The following is a 16,780-nucleotide window of genomic DNA, read 5'->3' on the forward strand; positions in this document are numbered from 1 at the left end:
TCTCACCGGCGCGCCTGGACGAACCGTCCGGTCGGCGCGCCGGTGAGATGCCCGGCCGGCAGTTTCCGGCCGCACAGCACGAGCAGGAGGTCCTGGGCGCTGCCGCCCAGGACCTCGCCGTTTCCGTAGGTCCAGTCGAGGTCGTCGGCGACCAAGCGGACGCCGGCGAGGTCGACGCCGAAGAAACCGACCGACCGGGCGTTGATGCCGTCGAGCACGGGACGCATCCGGTCCTTCGGCACGGGCCGGTCGACGCCCAGCGCCACCGTGATGTCCAGGCCGTGGATGACCTCGTGCGACAGCGCGCCGACGAACCCGCCGCCCGGCGGCTTCCACGCGGTGTCGGCGTTGTCCCGCATGCTCGCGGCGAGTTCGCCGGTGGACAGGGCGGCCGCGTCGCGGCGGGCCGTCGTGTCGGCCATGCGGTTGACGTCGCCCCTGGCCTTGACCATCTCCAGCAGGAATCGCGGCGTCGATGTGCGGAACGGCAGGGTCATGTGCGCCACGACCTCGCGCACTCGCCAGCCCTCGCACAGCGTCGGCGCGTCCCAGTCCCCCGCCGGCAGGCCGGCCAGCAGCTCCGCGAGCTCACGCCGCTGGGCGGCGATCATCGTTCTGATGTCCATGGCAGTACGTCGAACGGGATCGCGGCAGTCGGACAGTCACCACGCGTCCGGGCTGACTCCCTGCATGGCCGGCTGGAACGTGCCCACCTGGACCGACTTGAGGTCCAGTTCGGGGTACTCGGACGCGTGACCGTTGTCGTCGATCAGGTTGACCACGACCGCGGGGGCGCCGGGCAGCGCGAGGTTCGTGGTGGTGGCCACGAAGGTGTCGTTGGCGCCCTTGTCGCCGGGGATCAGCTTCACGCCGGCGAAGGCGCTCTGTCCGGGCTGCAGGGTGATCGGGCTGGCCGCGCCCGGCTGGTTCACCTTGTTCACCGGCACCGCCAGCGAACCGTTGGCCGCGTTGAGGAAGCTCAGCGCCGGCCACCCGTTGACGGTCAGCGGCCCGGTGCCCTTGTTCGTGACGGCAAGGATTTCCGAGCCGGGCCCCTGCTGGTGGTTCAGGTCGGCGGTGATCTTTCCGTTGCCGCTGCTCACGTTCTGCGCCGACGTCGTCGCCTTCGTGGCGGTCGTCGTGGTGGGCGGCGGCGTGCTGGTGGTCGTCGACGCGGCCGTCGAGCCGGCGGTCAAGCCGGAGTTGCCGCAGGCGGTCAGCATCACTGCGGTCGCAACCATTGCGACGGCGCCGAAAGCGGTCCGAATCCGAGTCATGCGCACCTTCCAGGTTCTTGGTGTCTCACCAAGTTAGACGCGCGGGCTGCGGCCAGGTTGGTCCACCGACTCGTTTCCATCCGAACGGGCAGCAGACCTGCCCGTGGCGCCTCACAACCGAGCGGCCGCCGCGGCCTGCTCGGCGACGGTCGCGGCGGCGCGGGCGGCCCGGCCGGTCAGCTTCCAACCGATCATGCTCAGGCCGGCCGCGGGCGTCGGCGGGAAGACACCGAGCTGCCCGAGCATGGCGATGTCGTCGCGGACGGCCTCGTGCCGCACGACCCGGCCGTCCCGGATGTCGAGCACGTGGATCTGCTCGAAGTCGATCTCCCGGCCGGTCGGCGGGACGACCTGGTCGGGGTCGCCGTCCCGGTACCGGACGAACGGCCCGGTGTGCCGGCCCCGCATCCGCAGCCGGACCCAGACCTGGTCGTCGTTCTCGGCGGCGCCGAGCACGACGAACCGCAGGTCGGCGAAGGCGGCGCGCATCCACGCGCCGGACGCCAGCACTCCGGCCGGGCCCGGGATCGAGCAGGCCGGCGGCGCGACGGCCGCCTCCCGGTTGGCGAAGTCGTCGCCGATGACGTCGGCGGCGAGGCCCGCGTCGCCGGTCTCCAGCACCCGGAAGACCCCGAGGGCCAGTTCGGTCGCGGTGAATCCCATGGTCAGCACCCCTTCACGACGGTCGGTTCAATTGAGGTTACAGTTGACCTAACCAATAGGCCAAAAGTGAAGGTAATCGGATGCCGGACAAACGCAGCTACGTGTCGCCGCTCCGGGAGCAGGCCGCGACCCGGACCCGGGAGCTGATCCTCGGCAGCGCCGTCGAGCTGTTCGCCGGCCGCGGCTACGGGCTGGTGACCGTCGCGGACATCGCGGCGGCGGCCGGCGTCTCGGCGAAGACCGTCTTCGCCAGCGTGGGCAGCAAGGCCGACATCCTCAACCGCATCGTCGACCAGGGCGTCGCGGACTCCGGCTACGAGCAGGCGACGCGGCACGTACTCGCCCAGCACACCCCGGCCGCGGTCATCGACGCGCTGGCCCGGGGCACGCGGGCCGGCAACGAGGGCCAGTTCGCCGTCCACCAGGCGATACGCAAGGCGCTGCCGTCCCATGAGAGCGGCGAGGAGCTGTGGCGGCGGGCGACCGCCGACTACCGCGCCGCCCTCGAGGCCACCGCCGCGCACCTGCACACCCTGACGCCGGCCCCGGCCGGTCCCCCCGACGAGACCGCAGGCCTGCTCTGGCTCTGGTTCGGTCCCACCAGCTGGCACACCCTCGTCGTCGAGAACGGCTGGACCTGGGACCATGCCGAGACCGTTCTCCGCCGCATCGCCACCGCCGCCCTCTGAACCCCCGCGAGTCGCGCTCGGCGTCAGACCGAAATGCGGTTTCGGGCAGATCTGAGACTCGCGGCTCGTTTCTGCCTGAAACCGCATTTCGGTGTGTCTGTGAGCGCGACTCGCGGGGGTTGAGAGGCGGTAGCGGATAGGCTCGGTGGTATGACGACGGTGCTCGACGGAATCCTGGACGGCGTGCTGGAAGACCTGGCCCAGCGGCAGCGCGAGGTCTCGCTCGACGAGCTGCGGGCCCGGGTGGCCGACGCCCCGCCCGCCCTCGACCCGCTGCCCGGCTTCCGCGCCGACGGTGTGTCGATCATCGCCGAGGTGAAGCGCCGCAGCCCCAGCAAGGGCGCGCTGGCCGACATCCCCGACCCGGCCAAGCTCGCCGCCGAGTACGCCGCCGGCGGCGCCGCGGCGATCAGCGTGCTCACCGAGCAGCGCCGCTTCGACGGCTCGCTGGCCGACCTGGACGCCGTCCGCGCCGAAGTGGCGGTTCCGCTGCTGCGCAAGGACTTCATCGTCACCGAGTACCAGCTGTGGGAGGCCCGCGCGCACGGCGCCGACCTCGCCCTGCTGATGGTCGTCTCCCTCGACGGCGACCAGCTCGGCGACCTGTACGGGCTGGCCCGCGAGCTCGGCCTGATGCCGCTGGTCGAGGCCCACACCGAGGCCGAGGTCGCCCGCGCCGCCGAGATCGGCGCGGAGGTCATCGGCATCAACGCCCGCGACCTGACCACGCTCCAGGTCGACCAGTCGATCTTCGCCAAGCTGTCGCCGCTGATCCCGGACACCGCAGTGCGTGTCGCCGAATCCGGCGTCGCCGGCCCCGAGGACGTCGCCGATTACCGCCGCCAGGGCGCCGACGTGGTGCTGGTCGGCGAGGCCCTGGTGAAGTCCGGCGACCCGCGCTCCTCGATCACCAAGTTCCGCGCCGTCTGAACGGAGTCGCTCGGCCCCGCCGCTGCCTGGAGTGGTTGCTGGATTTCGATCGACCGCCATCCGACGCGCTCACCACACGAGCCGACGCGGGCGATCGAAATCCAGCAAGCGAAGGCAGCGGATCAGAGGGGCCGAGCCGCGACGCCGAAGGCGGCGCCAGGAAGACTGCGCTGGCCGGACTGGACGTTGACCCAGATCAGGTCGCTGAAGTCGTGCAGGCTGTAGGGGCCGGTCCGTCCCCAGCCGCTGTCCCGCACGCCGCCGATCGGCGCCTGGATCTCGTCGTCGATGGTGGGGATGTTGACGTGCACCGCCCCGCACTTGATCCGCCCGGCGAGCTCGAAGCCGCGGTAGGTGTCGCCGGTGAGGATCGCCGAGGTGAGCCCGTACAGCGGCCGGTTGGCGATCTCCACAGCCTCGTCGGCGGAGTCGACCGGCTGCACGATCACCACCGGGCCGAAGGTCTCCTCGTACGACATCGTGCACGAGTCGGGCACATCGACCAGGATCGTCGGCTCGAAGACCTGGCCGTCGCTGCGACCGCCGGTCACGATGCGAGCCCCCGCCGACACGGCCTCCGCCACCCGTGCGTGCACCGTCGCGACGGCGTCGGGCGTGATCAACGGGCCGATGATCGTCGCCGGGTCCTTCGGGTCGCCCATCGGCAGCGACCGCGCCCTCTCGGCCAGCCGCTCGACAAATTCCGAGTAGATTCCCCGCTGCACCAGGATCTTCCGCGCGTTCATGCAGATCTGCCCCTGGTGGAAGAACGCGCTGAACGCCCCGGTCCGCACCGCGTAGTCGAGGTCGACGTCGTCGAGCACGATCATCGGGTTGTAGCCGCCGAGCTCCATCACCGACCGCTTCAACGCCCGCCCGGCCCGCTCGGCCAGCATCCGCGCGGTCTTCACGCTGCCGATGAAGTTGACGCACCGCACGGTCGGGTTCGCGAAGAACTCGTCGGCGATGGCCTTGGCCTCGCCGGGCGCGTGCGTGACGACATTGACCACGCCGGGCGGGAAGCCGGCCTCCTCGGCGATCTCCGCGACGATCAGCCCGGCGGAGATCGGAGCCAGCTCGGACGGCTTGACCACGACGGTGTTTCCGGCGGCCAGCGGTGACAGAACCGCCCGCCAGGCAAGGACATTCGCGCCGTTCCACGGCGTGAAGCTGGCGACCACGCCGAGCGGCCGGCGCACCGCGGTGGAGTACGTGCCGGGCACGTTCGACTGCAGGATCTCGCCCTTGGGCAGGTACACCCAGTTGGCGGCCTGCCGCAGCTCCTGCTTCACCAGATCCTGCTGGAAGTTGGCGAAGAAGATGGTGCAGCCGGTCTCGCGGGCCAGGGTCTCGGCGATCTCGGCGCGCCGGCGCTCGACGACGTCGGCGGCGCGCAGGAACAGGGTGGCCTTGTCCTCGGCGGAAAGTTCGGCCCACGCCGGGAAGGCCTCGGCGGCGGCCTCGACGGCGAGGCGGGCGTCGTTCTGGTCGCAGGCGGCGACGGTGGCGAAGACCTCGCCGGTGTAGGGGTCATGGACCTCGAAGGCGGCGGAGTGCTCGGGCCACTCGCCGCCGCGGTGGTGTCGGTGTTCGGTCATGCCGAAAACGGTGACGCGGCGGGGATCCACCGGTCAACGATCGGCGACGAGTATGCGAAGAAGGCATCGGCCCCATGCGCGGGGTGCAGTCGTTCACATCCGAACGAGCAGCCGGTCCCGCGCGGTCTCCAGGTGGTTGATCATCGCCTTGCGGGCCTGCGACGGCTTGCCCGACACGAGCGCGTCCACGATCTCGCGGTGCTCGGCCAGCGCCGCCACGCCCGAGGTCTGGTTGTACGCCAACCGAAAGAAGTGCAGATGGCAGTGCGTGCGGTCGAACGCCTGCTCCACCGCGGCGTTGCCGGCGATGTGCAGGATCAGCTGGTGCAGCCGGGCGTCATGGGCGGACAGCGCCTTGTAGTCGTCGTAGCTGTCGTCGTCCGGCGCGACCGGGCAGGACAGCATCTCCGCCTCCAGCGCGGCGGCGTGCGCGTCGGTCATCACCGACGCCGCCTTGGCCGCGCTCGGCGGCTCCAGCAGCAGCCGCAGCCCGTACATGTCCTCGACCTCGGCGCGGGTGAGCAGCTCCGTCACGCGGTAGCCGCGCAGCGGCAGCCGGCTGACCAGTCCCTCGGACTCCAGCCGTGCCAACGCTTCCCGCACCGGCGTGCCGGACACGTCGAGCTCGCGCGCCACCTCGTCGATGTTGACCCGATCGCCCGGCGCGATGCCGTAATTCATGATCAGCGTCCGGACCTGGTCGTAGACGCCGTCCGCGAGCACCTGTCGGCCCTTGAGCGCCGACAGGCGAGGACCACCAGTCGTTTCATTCACCCGCACCACAACCTCCCCGGAATACCATACCGGATCTGGTGGATCATGCACGATCTATGATTACCTCCAAGAGTAACGCCTGACCGGGATCCAGCGTCGGCATCGCCACGCCCGCGTCGACCAGCACCGCGCCCGGCACGCGCACCCAGCCGTCCAGCGCCGCCGGGACCCATTCCGGGGCCCTGACCTGCCGCATCGCCGGAAGACCGAGGTCGCCTCGGATCCGCAGCCGGTAGTCGTGCCCCCGCGACAGGCCGGCCAGCCGGACCCGCCACGATTGTCCCGCAGCCGAGGTGGAAATCCGCGCCAGACAGAACAATGCATGCCCATTAGAAATGACACCGTGGAAAAAAAGTCCGGCCTCGTCAGGAAGGTCCGCGCGAACCACGCGACCCGAATGCAGCAGTGAGCGCAACTCCTTGTACATCGACGCCCACGCGGTGAGCGCGTCGATCTCGGCCGGCGAGCACGCGGTCAGGTCCTGCTCGATGCCGGCGTGGCCGAACAGGGCCGTGGCCAAACGGAACGAGGCGTCGGTGCGCCGACTGGTCGTGTGGCTACGTTCCGGGCCGACGTGCGAGCCGATCAGCTCGGGCGGCAGCAGCTGCGCGGTCCAGCGCTGGATCGACTGCCGCTCAACGGGGTCGTTGCAGTCCGAGGCCCACACCCGGTCGGTGCGGGCGAGAATCCCCAGGTCGACCCGGCCGCCGCCGCTCGCGCACGACTCGATCTCCAGCCCGGGGTGCCGGCGCTTGAGCTCGTCGATCAGCCGGTACAGCGCCAGCGTCTGGTTGTGCACGCTCGCCCGGCCGTCGAAGGTGGCGGCCTCGTGCAGGTCCCGGTTGTGGTCCCATTTCAGATAGTCGATCCCATAGCGTGAGACGAGATCGTCGATCGAGGCCAGCAGGTACGACCACGCGTCCGGATTGCTCAGGTCCACCACGTACTGGTTGCGCGACGGCGGCCCGAGCTCGCCGGGCACGCCGAGGATCCAGTCGGGATGCTCGCGGGCCAGGTTCGAGTCCAGGTTCACCATCTCCGGCTCGACCCACAGCCCGAACTGCATGCCCAGGCCCCTGACGTGATCCACGAACGGAGCGAGGCCCTGCGGCCACACCGTCGTGTCCACCTGCCAGTCGCCGAGGCCGGCGGTGTCGTCGCGGCGGCCCAGGAACCAGCCGTCGTCCAGCACCACGCGTTCCACGCCGACCTTGGCCGCCGCGTCGGCCAGCGCCCGCAGCCGGTCCAGGTCGTGGTCGAAGTAGACGGCCTCCCACGTGTTGAGAACCAGCGGCCGGGGCGGGCGGACCTCCTTGCGCTGCAACGCGTGGAACCGGGCGGCCAGCCCGTCCAGGCCCTCGTCGGACCAGGCGTGGAACGAAGTCGGGGTTTCGTAGCGCTCGCCGGGCGAAAGGCGGATCTCACCCGCGCGCAGCAGCTCCCCGCCGCCGAGCACCGGCGGCGTCTCCGGCAGCTGCTCGACCACGTAGCGCTGATCGCCGCTCCACGCCACGTGCAGGGCCCACACCTCGCCGTCGCCGAAGCCGAAACCGGGCACACCGACGGTCATGAGGTAGGCCGTGTCCTGGCCGGGCTTGCCCCGGCGGGACTCCCGCACGTGGGCGCCGTGGCCGAGCCGGGTGCGCTGCGGCGATCGCTCGCGGCACCACTTCCCGGTGAAGTCCAGGACCTCGACGGCCCGGCTCGGCAACGGCATCAGGGTGGAGACGCCGGCGACCTCGTAGTGCTCGGAGGCCACCAGCGTTGCTCGTACCGACAGCACGCCGCTGTCGTCCATCTCGTACACCAACGTGATGCGCAGGCCCGTGATCGCGTCGTCCAGCACGAGCTCCAGCCGGTTGTCGGCCAGCGAGTGCTCGACCAGCCGCGGCCGGGGCGTGGTCGCGACGCCGTCGCGATGGCCGGACAGCGCCGGCGTGCCGGCCCAGCCCTCGGCCTCCGTCGGCCACACCGAACACCGGCGCGGCACGTCGACCGAGTTGTTCAGCACCGCCGGCTCGCCGACGAAGGCCAGCGCGGCCAGCCCCGGCTCGTCAAGCTCGCCGAGGTCGCGACCCCAGTGCACGACCACCGGCAGCGGCCGCGCGGCCAGGTCGACCACGAAGCCCGTGCCTGCCGCCCGCAGCGTGGCGAACCGGCGCATCACGTCAGCTCAGCCCTTCTTGTTGAGGATGGTCTGCGCCTTCGTGGTCATCTCGGCGAACACGTCGTCGCCGCGGCTGCCGCTGAAGTACGCCTCGAACAGGGGCTCCAGCGTCTGCTGGAGGTCGGCGCCGTTGGCGTAGGCCGGCGCGCCGTACAGCGAGCCGTCCTTGAGCGCCTTGGTGAACACCGACAGGTCGACGCCCTGCTTGCCGACCGCCGCGGCCGCCGAGTCCATCGCCGCCGGGATGGACGGGAAGAACGAGCCGGAGGCGCCTGCCGTCGCCTGGCACTCCTGCGACCCCATGTAGGAGACCCACTTCCAGGTCAGGTCGGGGTTCTTGGTGCCGGCCCAGATGTTGTTGCCGTTGGAGTTGGACATGTCAGAGCGGGTCTTGCCATCGGGGCCTTCGACGGTCGGCGCGATGCCCACCTTGACGCCGGGCAGCTTCGCGAACGTCGCCGCCTCCCACGAGCCGGCGGTCTCCATGGCGATCTTGTTGGTGCCCATCAGGTCGACGTCGCTGATGGTCGCCGTGCCCTCGCCGGCGCTGAACGTGTTGATCTTCGGCGCGAAGCCGCGGTCGGTCAGCGACTTGACGTACTTCATGGTCTTGACGAAGTTCGGGTCGTCGTAGTTGAACTTCGTCGGCCACTGGTTCTTGTCGCCCTGCCGCCAGCCGGTGGTGGAGACGAACGAGTTCCAGGTGGTCTGGCCGATGAAGTCCTTGGCCGCCAACTGCCCCATGCCGTACGTGGCGACCTTGCTCTTGTCGAAGCCGGGCTCGTCGCCGCGCTTGCCGCTGGCGTCCACGGTCAGGTGCGCCACCATCTTGTCGAAGGTGCCGCCGTTGTCCGGGTTCCAGTTCAGGTTGGCCACGTCCGCCGGGGTGTAGCCGGCCTTGGTGATCGCGTCGGTGTTGTAGTAGATCGCGGAGGCGGCCCAGTCCAGCGGCAGCGCGTACTGCTTGCCGTCGGTGAACTTCCAGGCGTCCACGCCGACCGAGAACTTCTTCAGGTCGAAGTTGTTCTTGCTGATCAGATCGTCCAGCGGCAGCAGCTGGTGCTGCGAGGCGTAGGCCTGGAAGAACTGCACCGAGTTCTGGAACGCGTCCGGCGCGTCGCCGGCGACGAAACCCGCGGTGAGCTTGGTGAAGTAGGAGTCCACCGCGTACTGCGAGATCTTCACGGTGACGCCCGGGTTGGCCTTCTCGAAGGCGGTCGCGCACGACTGGTAGGCCGCGGCCTGCTTGTCGTCCCAGGTCCACCAGTTGATCGTGCCGGAGGACGCCCCGGAACCGGAGCTGCCGCAGGCCGACAGCGCGACGACGGACGCGGACGCCAGCGCGGCCGCGAGCAGCTTTCTCATCATCAGTCATTCCTCGTTTCGATGGGACTGTCCAAGGTGAATGTGGCCGGCGCGCAGGACACCCGCGAACGCGGACAGTGCGATCGCCAGGTCCTCGGCGCCGCCTGCCTCGTGTCCGTTGTGCTCCCACAGCCGGATCTGCTTGGGTCCCCAGTACTCGTGGTAGGCGCCGTACACCGCCTGCGCCGGCACCACATCGTCGAGTTGGCCGGCCGAGAACCACGCCGGCGCCTCGGCCCGGCGGGCGAAGGCGATGCCGTCGAAGTAGGCCAGCGTCTGCCACACCCTGTCGGCGCTGTTCCGTCGCGCCGCCAGGTACTTCGTGATCTCCGCGTACGGGAACGTGCTCACAGTGCGCGTCGCCTGCTGGATATCGGCCAGGAACGGGGCCTGGAAGTGCGCCGCCGCAAGGTCCGGCACCAGCCCGGCGGTGGCCAGCGCGATGCCCGCGCCCTGACTGTTGCCGATCACCGCGACCCGCTCCGCGTCCACGAAGTCCAGGCCGCGCACCGTGTCCACAGCCCGCACCGCGTCGGTGTACACCCGGCGGTAGAAGTACTCGTCGCGGTTCTCGATACCCCTGGTGAGAAAACCGGGATATGCCGGGCCACTGCCGACCGGGTCGGGTGTGTCGCCGCCGGCCCAGTCGCCGCCCTGACCCCGGACATCCATGTACAGGTGGGCGTAGCCGGCCGACGACCAGAGCAGATCCTCGACGGCGGCGCCGCGACCGCTGGAATAGCCGTGAAACTGCACCACGGCCGGCAGCTTTCCCTTGCGATGCTTGGGAAGCCGCAACCAGGCGCGGATCGGATGACCGCCGAAACCCGGGTACGTCACGTCGAACACCTCGACGGTGACCAGGTGCGTGTCAACCGGTTCGATCTCGACGGTCAGCTCGTGCCGCCGAGCCTCGGCTATGGTCGAGGTCCAGAAGTCGTCGAAGTCCTCCGGCTCCTTGTAGGAGCTGCGGTAGTCGGTCAGCACGCAAGCCGCCTCTCCTCGCCGACGGCAAGGGTGAGCTCGGTCCGCTGGCCGGCGTGGACGACCGTGACCGTCTGCTGTGGATCGCCGGCCAGCCGGCGGATGGTCAGCGCGGCAAGGGATCCGTCCCTCCAGGTGATGTCGGCGGCGAGACCGCCGCGGCAGCGCACACCCGTCAACGCTCCGCTGGGCCAACTGCTCGGCAGCGCAGGCAGCACGCGGATCACGCCATGGTGGCTCTGCACAAGCATTTCCGCGATGCCGGCGGCGAAGCCGAAGTTGCCGTCGAGCTGGAACGGCGGGTGCGAGCTGAACAGGTTCGGCAGCAGGCCGCCCCATTTCGAGCCGTCGGTCGGGGCGTTGACGTCCCAGGCGAAGCCGAGCGGGCGCGTCGCCTCCAGCAGCAGAGAGCGCGCCGTCTCGGCGTCGCCGAGCCGGGCCCGCAGCGCGATCTTCCACGCCCACGACCAGCCCATCGCCCCGTTGCCCCGGCGGTCCATCAGGTGCGCCGCGGCCTGCGCCAGCTCCGGCGTCGCTTCGGGATCGATCTGCCCCAACGGATACACCGTCACCAGCTGGGACATGTGCCGGTGCTGGGGGTCGTGCTCCGGCAGGTCCTCGCCCCACTCCTGGAGCCAGCCGCCGTCGGCCACGGCCGGCGGGCGCAGGCGCGGCAGGGCGACCTTGATCTCGGGCAGGATCGCGTCGTCGACGCCGGCCAGCTGCGCGGCATCCAGGCAGCGGGTGAAGACGGCCCTGATCAGGGCTATGTCCATTGTGGACGATAACGTCAGCGACTCGGGCCGGCCGTCGGCCATGAACAGGTTCTCCGGCGAGGTGGACGGCACGGTGTCCAGCCAGCCGTCGCCCTCCACCAGCCAGTCCAGGCAGAACGCCGCGCAGCCGCGCAGCAACGGCCACGCCCGATCGCGGAGGAAGTCCTTGTCGCCGGTGAATTCGTAGTGGTCCCAGGCGTGTTGGACCAGCCACGCGCCGCCCATCATCCAGATCGCCCACGACGGATTCCCGTGCCCCATGCCGACCGGCAGCGACCAGCCCCACATGTCCGTGTTGTGGTGGGTGACCCAGCCACGCGCCCCGTACAGCTCGCGAGCCACGTCCGCGCCGTTGGCGGCCATCCTGTCCAGCAGGTCCATCAGCGGCAGGTGGCATTCGCCCAGGCCGGTCACCTCGGCCGGCCAGTAGTTCATCTCGAGGTTGATGTTGGTCGTGTAGTTGGACGACCACGCCGGCCGCAGGTCGGCGTTCCACACGCCCTGAAGGTTGGCCGGCGGCCCGCTGCCCGGCCGCGACGATGCCGCCAGCAGGTAGCGGCCGTACTGGAACATCACCGTGGCGGTCAGCCGCTCGTCCCGACCGGACAACACCTCCGCGACGGAGGTCGGGCCGTTGACCTGGCGCCCGATGCGCAGCGAGGTGCCGCCGAGCAGGGAGCGCAGGTCGCTGTCGTGCTCCCGCAACAACTCCGCGGCACCCTGGGCCAACGCGGCGGAAACCCGCTCCTCGGCGGCGGCGAAGTGCTCGGTGCGGGTCCTGGTCGACCGGCCGTCCCAGAAGTCCCTGGCTGCGGTCGAGGTGCCCAGCACGATCAGCGCCCGGGTCGAACCGGTGACGACCAGCGCCTTGTCCGTTGTGGACACTTGCCCGTCGGTGTCGATCCTCACGACCACCGCGCCGAACGGGTCGTAGTCGTCGATCGGGCCGTCGGCGTAGCGGAGCGGCTCGGCGACCTCGGGCTCGTGCTCGGGCGCGCCGTCGACCGGGATCTCCACACCGAGGTCGAACCCGTTGTCGCGCAAAACCTTGTGCACGGTCCGCAGCGGCGACTCCAGCTCCAGCCACAAGTCCGTGCGCCCGAGGATCTCCACGCAGAGCACGCCGGCCGGGTGGCTCGCCCAGACCGACCGCTGCACCTCGTTGCCGTCGACGACGAGGAACTCGTGCGCGACACCGTTGTCCAGGTTGAGGGTCCTACCCTGGAGGGCCCCCTCCCCCAGCGTCATCCACAGGTCCGCGAACGGCAGGAACTCCTGGCTGTACGGCCCCTCGAACGACATCAGCAGCCGCTCGGCGGTGCGGTGGTCGCCGGCGCGGACGGCGGCACGGACCTCAGCCAGCCGCTCCGGCCCGGCGCCGTTGGCCACGACGTCGGCGAGGCTGTCCGCCGGACCGTGCGGGGTTCCGGACCACACGGTGGAGTCGTTGACCTGCAAGCGGGTCCGGCCCGCGCCGCCGAACACCATCGCACCGAGCCGGCCGTTGCCCACCGGCGCGGCCTCGATCCACTCCCGCGCGGGCGCCGGCCACGAGAGCGCCAAGTCGTTGTGCCGCATCATTTGATCCCGGTGAAGCCGATGGAGTTGACGATCCGCTTGCCGAACACCACGAACAGCAGCAGCATCGGCGCCGCGGCGATCAGCGTGGCGGCCATCAGGCCGGCCCAGTCGACCGCAGTGTTCGGTGAGGACTGCTTGAACACCGCCAGCGCCAGGGTCAGCGGCCGCACGCTGTCGTCGGACGTCACCATCAGCGGCCAGAAGTAGTCGTTCCAGGTGTTGATGAACGTCAATAGGCACAACGTGGCGATCGGCGCGGAGCACATGGGCAGCACGATGCGGAAGAACACCCGCAGCGGCCCGGCGCCGTCGATGGTCGCCGCCTCCTCCACCTCGCTGCTCAGGCCGAGCATGAACTGGCGCAGGAAGAAGATGTTGAAGGCGGAGAAGAAGGCGCCGGGCAGGATCATGCCGGCGAAGCTGTTGGTCAGCCCCAGGTTCTTCACCGTCACGAAGTTCGGGATCAGGGTGAAGATCGCCGGCACCATCAGCGCGCACAGCAGGATCGAGAACACCAGTTCGCGGCCGCGCCAGCGCAGGCGGGAGAACGCGTAGGCGGCGGTGGCCGAGCAGAACACCACCAGCGCGGTCTGCACGCCGGCGTAGACGATCGAGTTGCGCAGGTACAGCGCGGTGTTCACGGACGCGCCGGAGCCGCCCTCGGCCTGCGCCTCGGCGACGGTGGCCAGGCCCAGCGCGCGCTTGAACGCGCCCCAGGTGAAGTCCACCGGCAGCAGCGAGGACGGGTTCGTGTGCAGCGCGTAGTTGTTGGACAGCGCGGTGCGCAGGATCCAGTAGAACGGGAACAGCGTGACCAGGATGATCACGGCCAGGTAGGCCCAGGCCAGGATCCGACCGACCGAGGGCCGGCTGGTGACGGAACGGGTTGCCACGTCAGGGACTCCTCCCCCGATCGAATCGGGTCAGTTCAGGTCGGACTCGCCGGCGCGGGTCATCTTCAGCTGGGTGAAGGTGATCGCGATCAGCATCGCGAACAGGGCGAGCGACATCGTCGCCGCGTAACCGAAGTCGAACTGGGTGAACGCCTTGTTGTAGATGTACATCTGGAGCACCAGCGACGCGTTCTGCGGGCCCCCCTTGGTGGTCACCTGGACGATGTCGAACACCTGGAAGGAGCCGATCACGGTGAGGATGACCACCATCACCAGGATGTTGCGCAGCAGCGGAACCGTGAGCCGGCGGAACATCTGGAACTCGGTGGCGCCGTCCACCCGGCCGGCCTCGTAGATGGTGCCCGGAATGGTCTGGAGGCCGGCGAAGATGAGGATCGCGTTGTAGCCCATGGACTTCCACACGCTGATCGCGGCCAACGACGGCACGGCCAGCGAGCTGTCGCCGAAGAACAGCAGCGGATGTCCCGTCAGCTCGACCAGGAGCGAGTTGATGATGCCCAGGCCGGGGTCCATCATCCAGGACCAGGTCATCGCCGCCACCACGCCGGAGATGAGGAACGGCAACAGGATCAGGCCGCGGATCACCGTGGACCGGGTCAGCCGGTGCATGATCACGGCGGTGATCAGCGAGATCACGATGCCGAAGAACACCGAGAGCAGCACGAAGTAGACGGTCACCCACAGCGAGCGCCAGAACACGTCGTCGGCCAGCAGCTCGCGGAAGTTGTCCAGGCCGACCCAGTTCGGCGCGGACAGCACGTGGAAGTCGGTGAAGCTGTAGTAGACGCCCTGGACGGTCGGGTAGGCGAAGAAGACCAGGAAGCCGATGACGGCAGGGGTGATCATCAGCAGCGCCAGCGGCAGGTGCCCCCGCCGGATCCTGCGGCGACGCGCCGTGGCGACCGGCGCCACCGGTAGTGTTGTCGTTTCCTGTGTCGCGGTCACCACGGCGTGTCCCCTCTCGGCTCAGATGGTGATCTTGTCGATGTCGGCCACGTAGTCGTTCGGCGTGGGGCCGTTGAACTCGACCACGTTGCTGCCGCCGGCCTTGAGCGTGATCGGCACGACCACGGTCTGCGGTGTGCTCCAGTCGTTGTCGTTGCTGCCGGCCGTCGGGAGCCGGAACGGCACGCCGTTCACCGTCACCTGCGCGGTGCGGCCGGAGTCACCGTCCACATAGGCCACCGTCATCAGGTAGGTGCCGTCCTTGGGCGCCCAGACGTTCGGGAACGTCAGGTGGCCGGTGCCGCCGAGGTTGCCGACCTTCTTGCCGCCCGAGCACGGGCCGCAGTCGTTGATCGACGCGCCGCCGGAGACGATGTTGACCGCCGCCTCGCCCTCGTAGTTGATCGAGCCGTTCTTGTCCGGCGTGGAGACGGTGAACGTGGTGCTGGGCAAGGACCTCTTGCCGTCCTTGGTCACCGCGACCACGTTGAAGTCGAACGTGCTCGACGGGGCCAGGCTGGCCACGGTCACCGAGGTGCTGGTCGTGGTGAGCAGGCGGGTGGTGCCGTTGTAGACCTCATAGCTCTTGGCGGCGGTGCTGCCGCTGTAGGACGGATCCCAGGCCAGCGTGACACTGTTGCCGGCGGCGGTGGTGCCGGACGCGGCGGTGGCGCGCAGGTCACCGGGCGGGTTCGGCGCGTTGTCCTTGGCGTTCGGCGTGATCTTCAGCAGCTCCGAGCCATGACTCGGCAGCTGCGCGGAGATCGTGCCGGTGGCCGGCGCGAGGTCCTTGCGGGCCCACAGGTCCCGAACCTTGACGGTGCCGTTGATGCCCAGCTGGGCCAGGTTCGCGGTGACGCCGGCCGTGGCGTCGCCGAGGTTGAACAGCGCGACGGTGTAGCTGCCGTCCTTGTTCCGGGCGTACCAGACCTGTTGCTGCGTGCTCTGGCTGACCGGCTTGGCCGCGATGCCGGCCTGGTCGACGGCGATGACCTCGTCGTTGGTCAGCAGGGAGAGCCCGTAGGAGTCGAGCTTGGTCAGGTCGTCGCCGGCGTAGAGCGGCGCCGCCTCGATCGCCCACAGCGTCATGTAGCTCTGACGCTCGGCGTCGGAGATGCCGTCCATCTGGCCGTTGCCGACGTCCAGGGAGTCCAGGTTGTTCCAGTAGCCGGGGCCGGCGTCGGGGATCCACTGCACCACGTCGGTGAAGCGCTGCTTCACGGAATTGTTCCAGGTGACGATGGTGTCGCAGTAGCACTCGACGTCGGTCTCGACGCGGGCGCCGTTGGAGTTGGCCTTCCACACGCTGGCCTGGCGGTGGCTCAGGCCCCAGGAGATGACGAACTGGATCTTGCGCCCGGTGTTGACCAGCGCGGTGTTCCAGGCCTGCACGTCAGAGGTGTTGTCGTAGTTGGCGCCGCCCTGGAACGAGCCGGGGCCGACGCCGTCCAGCTTGAGGAAGTCGACGCCCCAGCCGGCCAGCACGGTGGCGATGGAGTTGATGTACGCCTGCGAGCAGGGCTTGCTGAAGTCGATCTTGTACGAGCTGTTCCAGCCGTTGGTGGTGCGCAGGTCCGGGTAGACCAGGTCGCGGGTGTAGCAGTCCTTCGCGCCGTAGATCGGCGTGTTGCCGTTGTTGTAGGCGCGCAGGTCCAGGCCGACGGCCAGGTAGGCGCCGAACTTCAGGCCCTTGCGGTGGATGTAGTCGCCGAGCCACTTCATGCCGTGCGGGAAGGTCGTGGCGTTGGACAGCGGGCGGGCGTAGCCGTCGAAGCCGCCCAGCCAGCCGGCGTCCACGTTCACGTAGTTGTAGCCGTGCGACTTGAGCGTGCTGGCCACCACGTCGGTCTGCTTGACGACGTTGGCCTCGTTGAGGAAGCTGGCCGGGCCGGTCGGGTTCACGCCCGGATAGTTGGTCGACTCCAGGCTCCAGCTGCTCCAGCCCATGTAGGGCGTGGCCGCGCTGTCGGCCTTGGCCGGCTTGGCATCCGGCGCCGCGACCGCCTGCGGCACCTGGGCCACGGTGATCGCGAGTAGTGCCGCGGCCGCCGCTGTCAGCAGCCGCGTCGTTCTCCGACTCATCGAAACTCCATCTCAGTCGCACCGTTGCTGACTGT

General features: G+C 69.5%; 14 protein-coding genes. 2 read left to right on the top strand and 12 right to left on the bottom strand.

Annotated elements, in window-relative coordinates; all coding sequences use genetic code 11:
* Positions 1–2: 2 nt before the first annotated feature.
* From BCF44_RS15575 to BCF44_RS15585, 3 genes are all read right to left on the bottom strand, one after another.
* Positions 3–626 (bottom strand): maleylpyruvate isomerase family mycothiol-dependent enzyme, encoded by a 624-nt coding sequence (locus BCF44_RS15575; RefSeq protein ID WP_116175018.1) that lies wholly within the window; start codon positions 624–626, stop codon positions 3–5.
* A 36-nt stretch (positions 627–662) separates the two neighbouring features.
* Positions 663–1,277 carry a DUF4232 domain-containing protein gene (locus tag BCF44_RS15580; protein WP_116175019.1) on the bottom strand — a complete coding sequence of 205 codons (615 nt, stop codon included), beginning with the start codon at positions 1,275–1,277 and terminating at the stop codon, positions 663–665.
* A 111-nt stretch (positions 1,278–1,388) separates the two neighbouring features.
* Positions 1,389–1,940 (bottom strand): ester cyclase, encoded by a 552-nt coding sequence (locus BCF44_RS15585; protein WP_116175457.1) that lies wholly within the window; start codon positions 1,938–1,940, stop codon positions 1,389–1,391.
* A gap of 80 nt (positions 1,941–2,020) precedes the next feature.
* Between BCF44_RS15585 and BCF44_RS15590 the strand changes: the two genes are divergently transcribed.
* Together BCF44_RS15590 and trpC are read left to right on the top strand one after the other, a co-directional pair.
* A complete protein-coding gene (locus BCF44_RS15590; RefSeq protein WP_116175020.1) occupies positions 2,021–2,629 on the top strand; it encodes a TetR/AcrR family transcriptional regulator in 609 nt (202 codons plus the stop codon).
* Between the two features lie 150 nt (positions 2,630–2,779).
* Entirely contained in the window at positions 2,780–3,559 is a 780-nt protein-coding gene (trpC, locus tag BCF44_RS15595) for an indole-3-glycerol phosphate synthase TrpC (RefSeq protein WP_116175021.1), read from the top strand.
* Positions 3,560–3,681: 122 nt separating this feature from the next.
* Here trpC and BCF44_RS15600 read toward each other — a convergent pair whose 3' ends face one another.
* From BCF44_RS15600 to BCF44_RS15640, 9 genes are all read right to left on the bottom strand, one after another.
* Positions 3,682–5,157: an aldehyde dehydrogenase family protein gene (locus BCF44_RS15600; RefSeq protein WP_116175458.1), complete on the bottom strand. Its 1,476-nt coding sequence runs from the start codon at positions 5,155–5,157 to the stop codon at positions 3,682–3,684.
* Positions 5,158–5,250: 93 nt separating this feature from the next.
* Positions 5,251–5,937 (bottom strand): GntR family transcriptional regulator, encoded by a 687-nt coding sequence (locus tag BCF44_RS15605; protein WP_211353038.1) that lies wholly within the window; start codon positions 5,935–5,937, stop codon positions 5,251–5,253.
* Positions 5,938–5,974: 37 nt separating this feature from the next.
* A complete protein-coding gene (locus BCF44_RS15610) occupies positions 5,975–8,095 on the bottom strand; it encodes an alpha-galactosidase (RefSeq protein ID WP_116175022.1) in 2,121 nt (706 codons plus the stop codon).
* A gap of 9 nt (positions 8,096–8,104) precedes the next feature.
* Entirely contained in the window at positions 8,105–9,466 is a 1,362-nt protein-coding gene (locus BCF44_RS15615; protein ID WP_211353039.1) for an ABC transporter substrate-binding protein, read from the bottom strand.
* 3 nt (positions 9,467–9,469) lie between these two features.
* Complete coding sequence (locus tag BCF44_RS15620; protein WP_116175023.1) at positions 9,470–10,450, bottom strand: acetylxylan esterase; 981 nt, start codon at positions 10,448–10,450, stop codon at positions 9,470–9,472.
* Positions 10,444–12,801 carry a glycosyl hydrolase family 95 catalytic domain-containing protein gene (locus BCF44_RS15625; RefSeq protein ID WP_116175024.1) on the bottom strand — a complete coding sequence of 786 codons (2,358 nt, stop codon included), beginning with the start codon at positions 12,799–12,801 and terminating at the stop codon, positions 10,444–10,446. The genes BCF44_RS15620 and BCF44_RS15625 overlap by 7 nt, the downstream gene beginning before the upstream one ends.
* Positions 12,801–13,697, bottom strand: coding sequence for a carbohydrate ABC transporter permease (locus BCF44_RS15630; RefSeq protein WP_211353040.1), 897 nt, complete (start codon positions 13,695–13,697; stop codon positions 12,801–12,803). Before BCF44_RS15630 ends, BCF44_RS15625 begins: the two co-directional genes overlap by 1 nt.
* Before the next feature lie 30 nt (positions 13,698–13,727).
* A complete protein-coding gene (locus tag BCF44_RS15635) occupies positions 13,728–14,666 on the bottom strand; it encodes a carbohydrate ABC transporter permease (RefSeq protein ID WP_246015120.1) in 939 nt (312 codons plus the stop codon).
* Between the two features lie 18 nt (positions 14,667–14,684).
* Complete coding sequence (locus BCF44_RS15640) at positions 14,685–16,745, bottom strand: fibronectin type III domain-containing protein (RefSeq protein WP_116175025.1); 2,061 nt, start codon at positions 16,743–16,745, stop codon at positions 14,685–14,687.
* Between the last annotated feature and the right edge of the window lie 35 nt (positions 16,746–16,780).

The sequence above is a fragment of the Kutzneria buriramensis genome (assembly GCF_003387475.1).
GTDB lineage: Bacteria > Actinomycetota > Actinomycetes > Mycobacteriales > Pseudonocardiaceae > Kutzneria > Kutzneria buriramensis.

Coding starts and splice junctions, on each gene's coding strand:
- BCF44_RS15575 (WP_116175018.1), bottom strand. CDS start 626: ATGGACATCAGAACGATGATCGCCGCCCAGCGGCGTGAGCTCGCGGAG.
- BCF44_RS15580 (WP_116175019.1), bottom strand. CDS start 1,277: ATGACTCGGATTCGGACCGCTTTCGGCGCCGTCGCAATGGTTGCGACC.
- BCF44_RS15585 (WP_116175457.1), bottom strand. CDS start 1,940: ATGGGATTCACCGCGACCGAACTGGCCCTCGGGGTCTTCCGGGTGCTG.
- BCF44_RS15590 (WP_116175020.1), top strand. CDS start 2,021: ATGCCGGACAAACGCAGCTACGTGTCGCCGCTCCGGGAGCAGGCCGCG.
- trpC (WP_116175021.1), top strand. CDS start 2,780: ATGACGACGGTGCTCGACGGAATCCTGGACGGCGTGCTGGAAGACCTG.
- BCF44_RS15600 (WP_116175458.1), bottom strand. CDS start 5,157: ATGACCGAACACCGACACCACCGCGGCGGCGAGTGGCCCGAGCACTCC.
- BCF44_RS15610 (WP_116175022.1), bottom strand. CDS start 8,095: ATGCGCCGGTTCGCCACGCTGCGGGCGGCAGGCACGGGCTTCGTGGTC.
- BCF44_RS15615 (WP_211353039.1), bottom strand. CDS start 9,466: ATGATGAGAAAGCTGCTCGCGGCCGCGCTGGCGTCCGCGTCCGTCGTC.
- BCF44_RS15625 (WP_116175024.1), bottom strand. CDS start 12,801: ATGCGGCACAACGACTTGGCGCTCTCGTGGCCGGCGCCCGCGCGGGAG.
- BCF44_RS15640 (WP_116175025.1), bottom strand. CDS start 16,745: ATGAGTCGGAGAACGACGCGGCTGCTGACAGCGGCGGCCGCGGCACTA.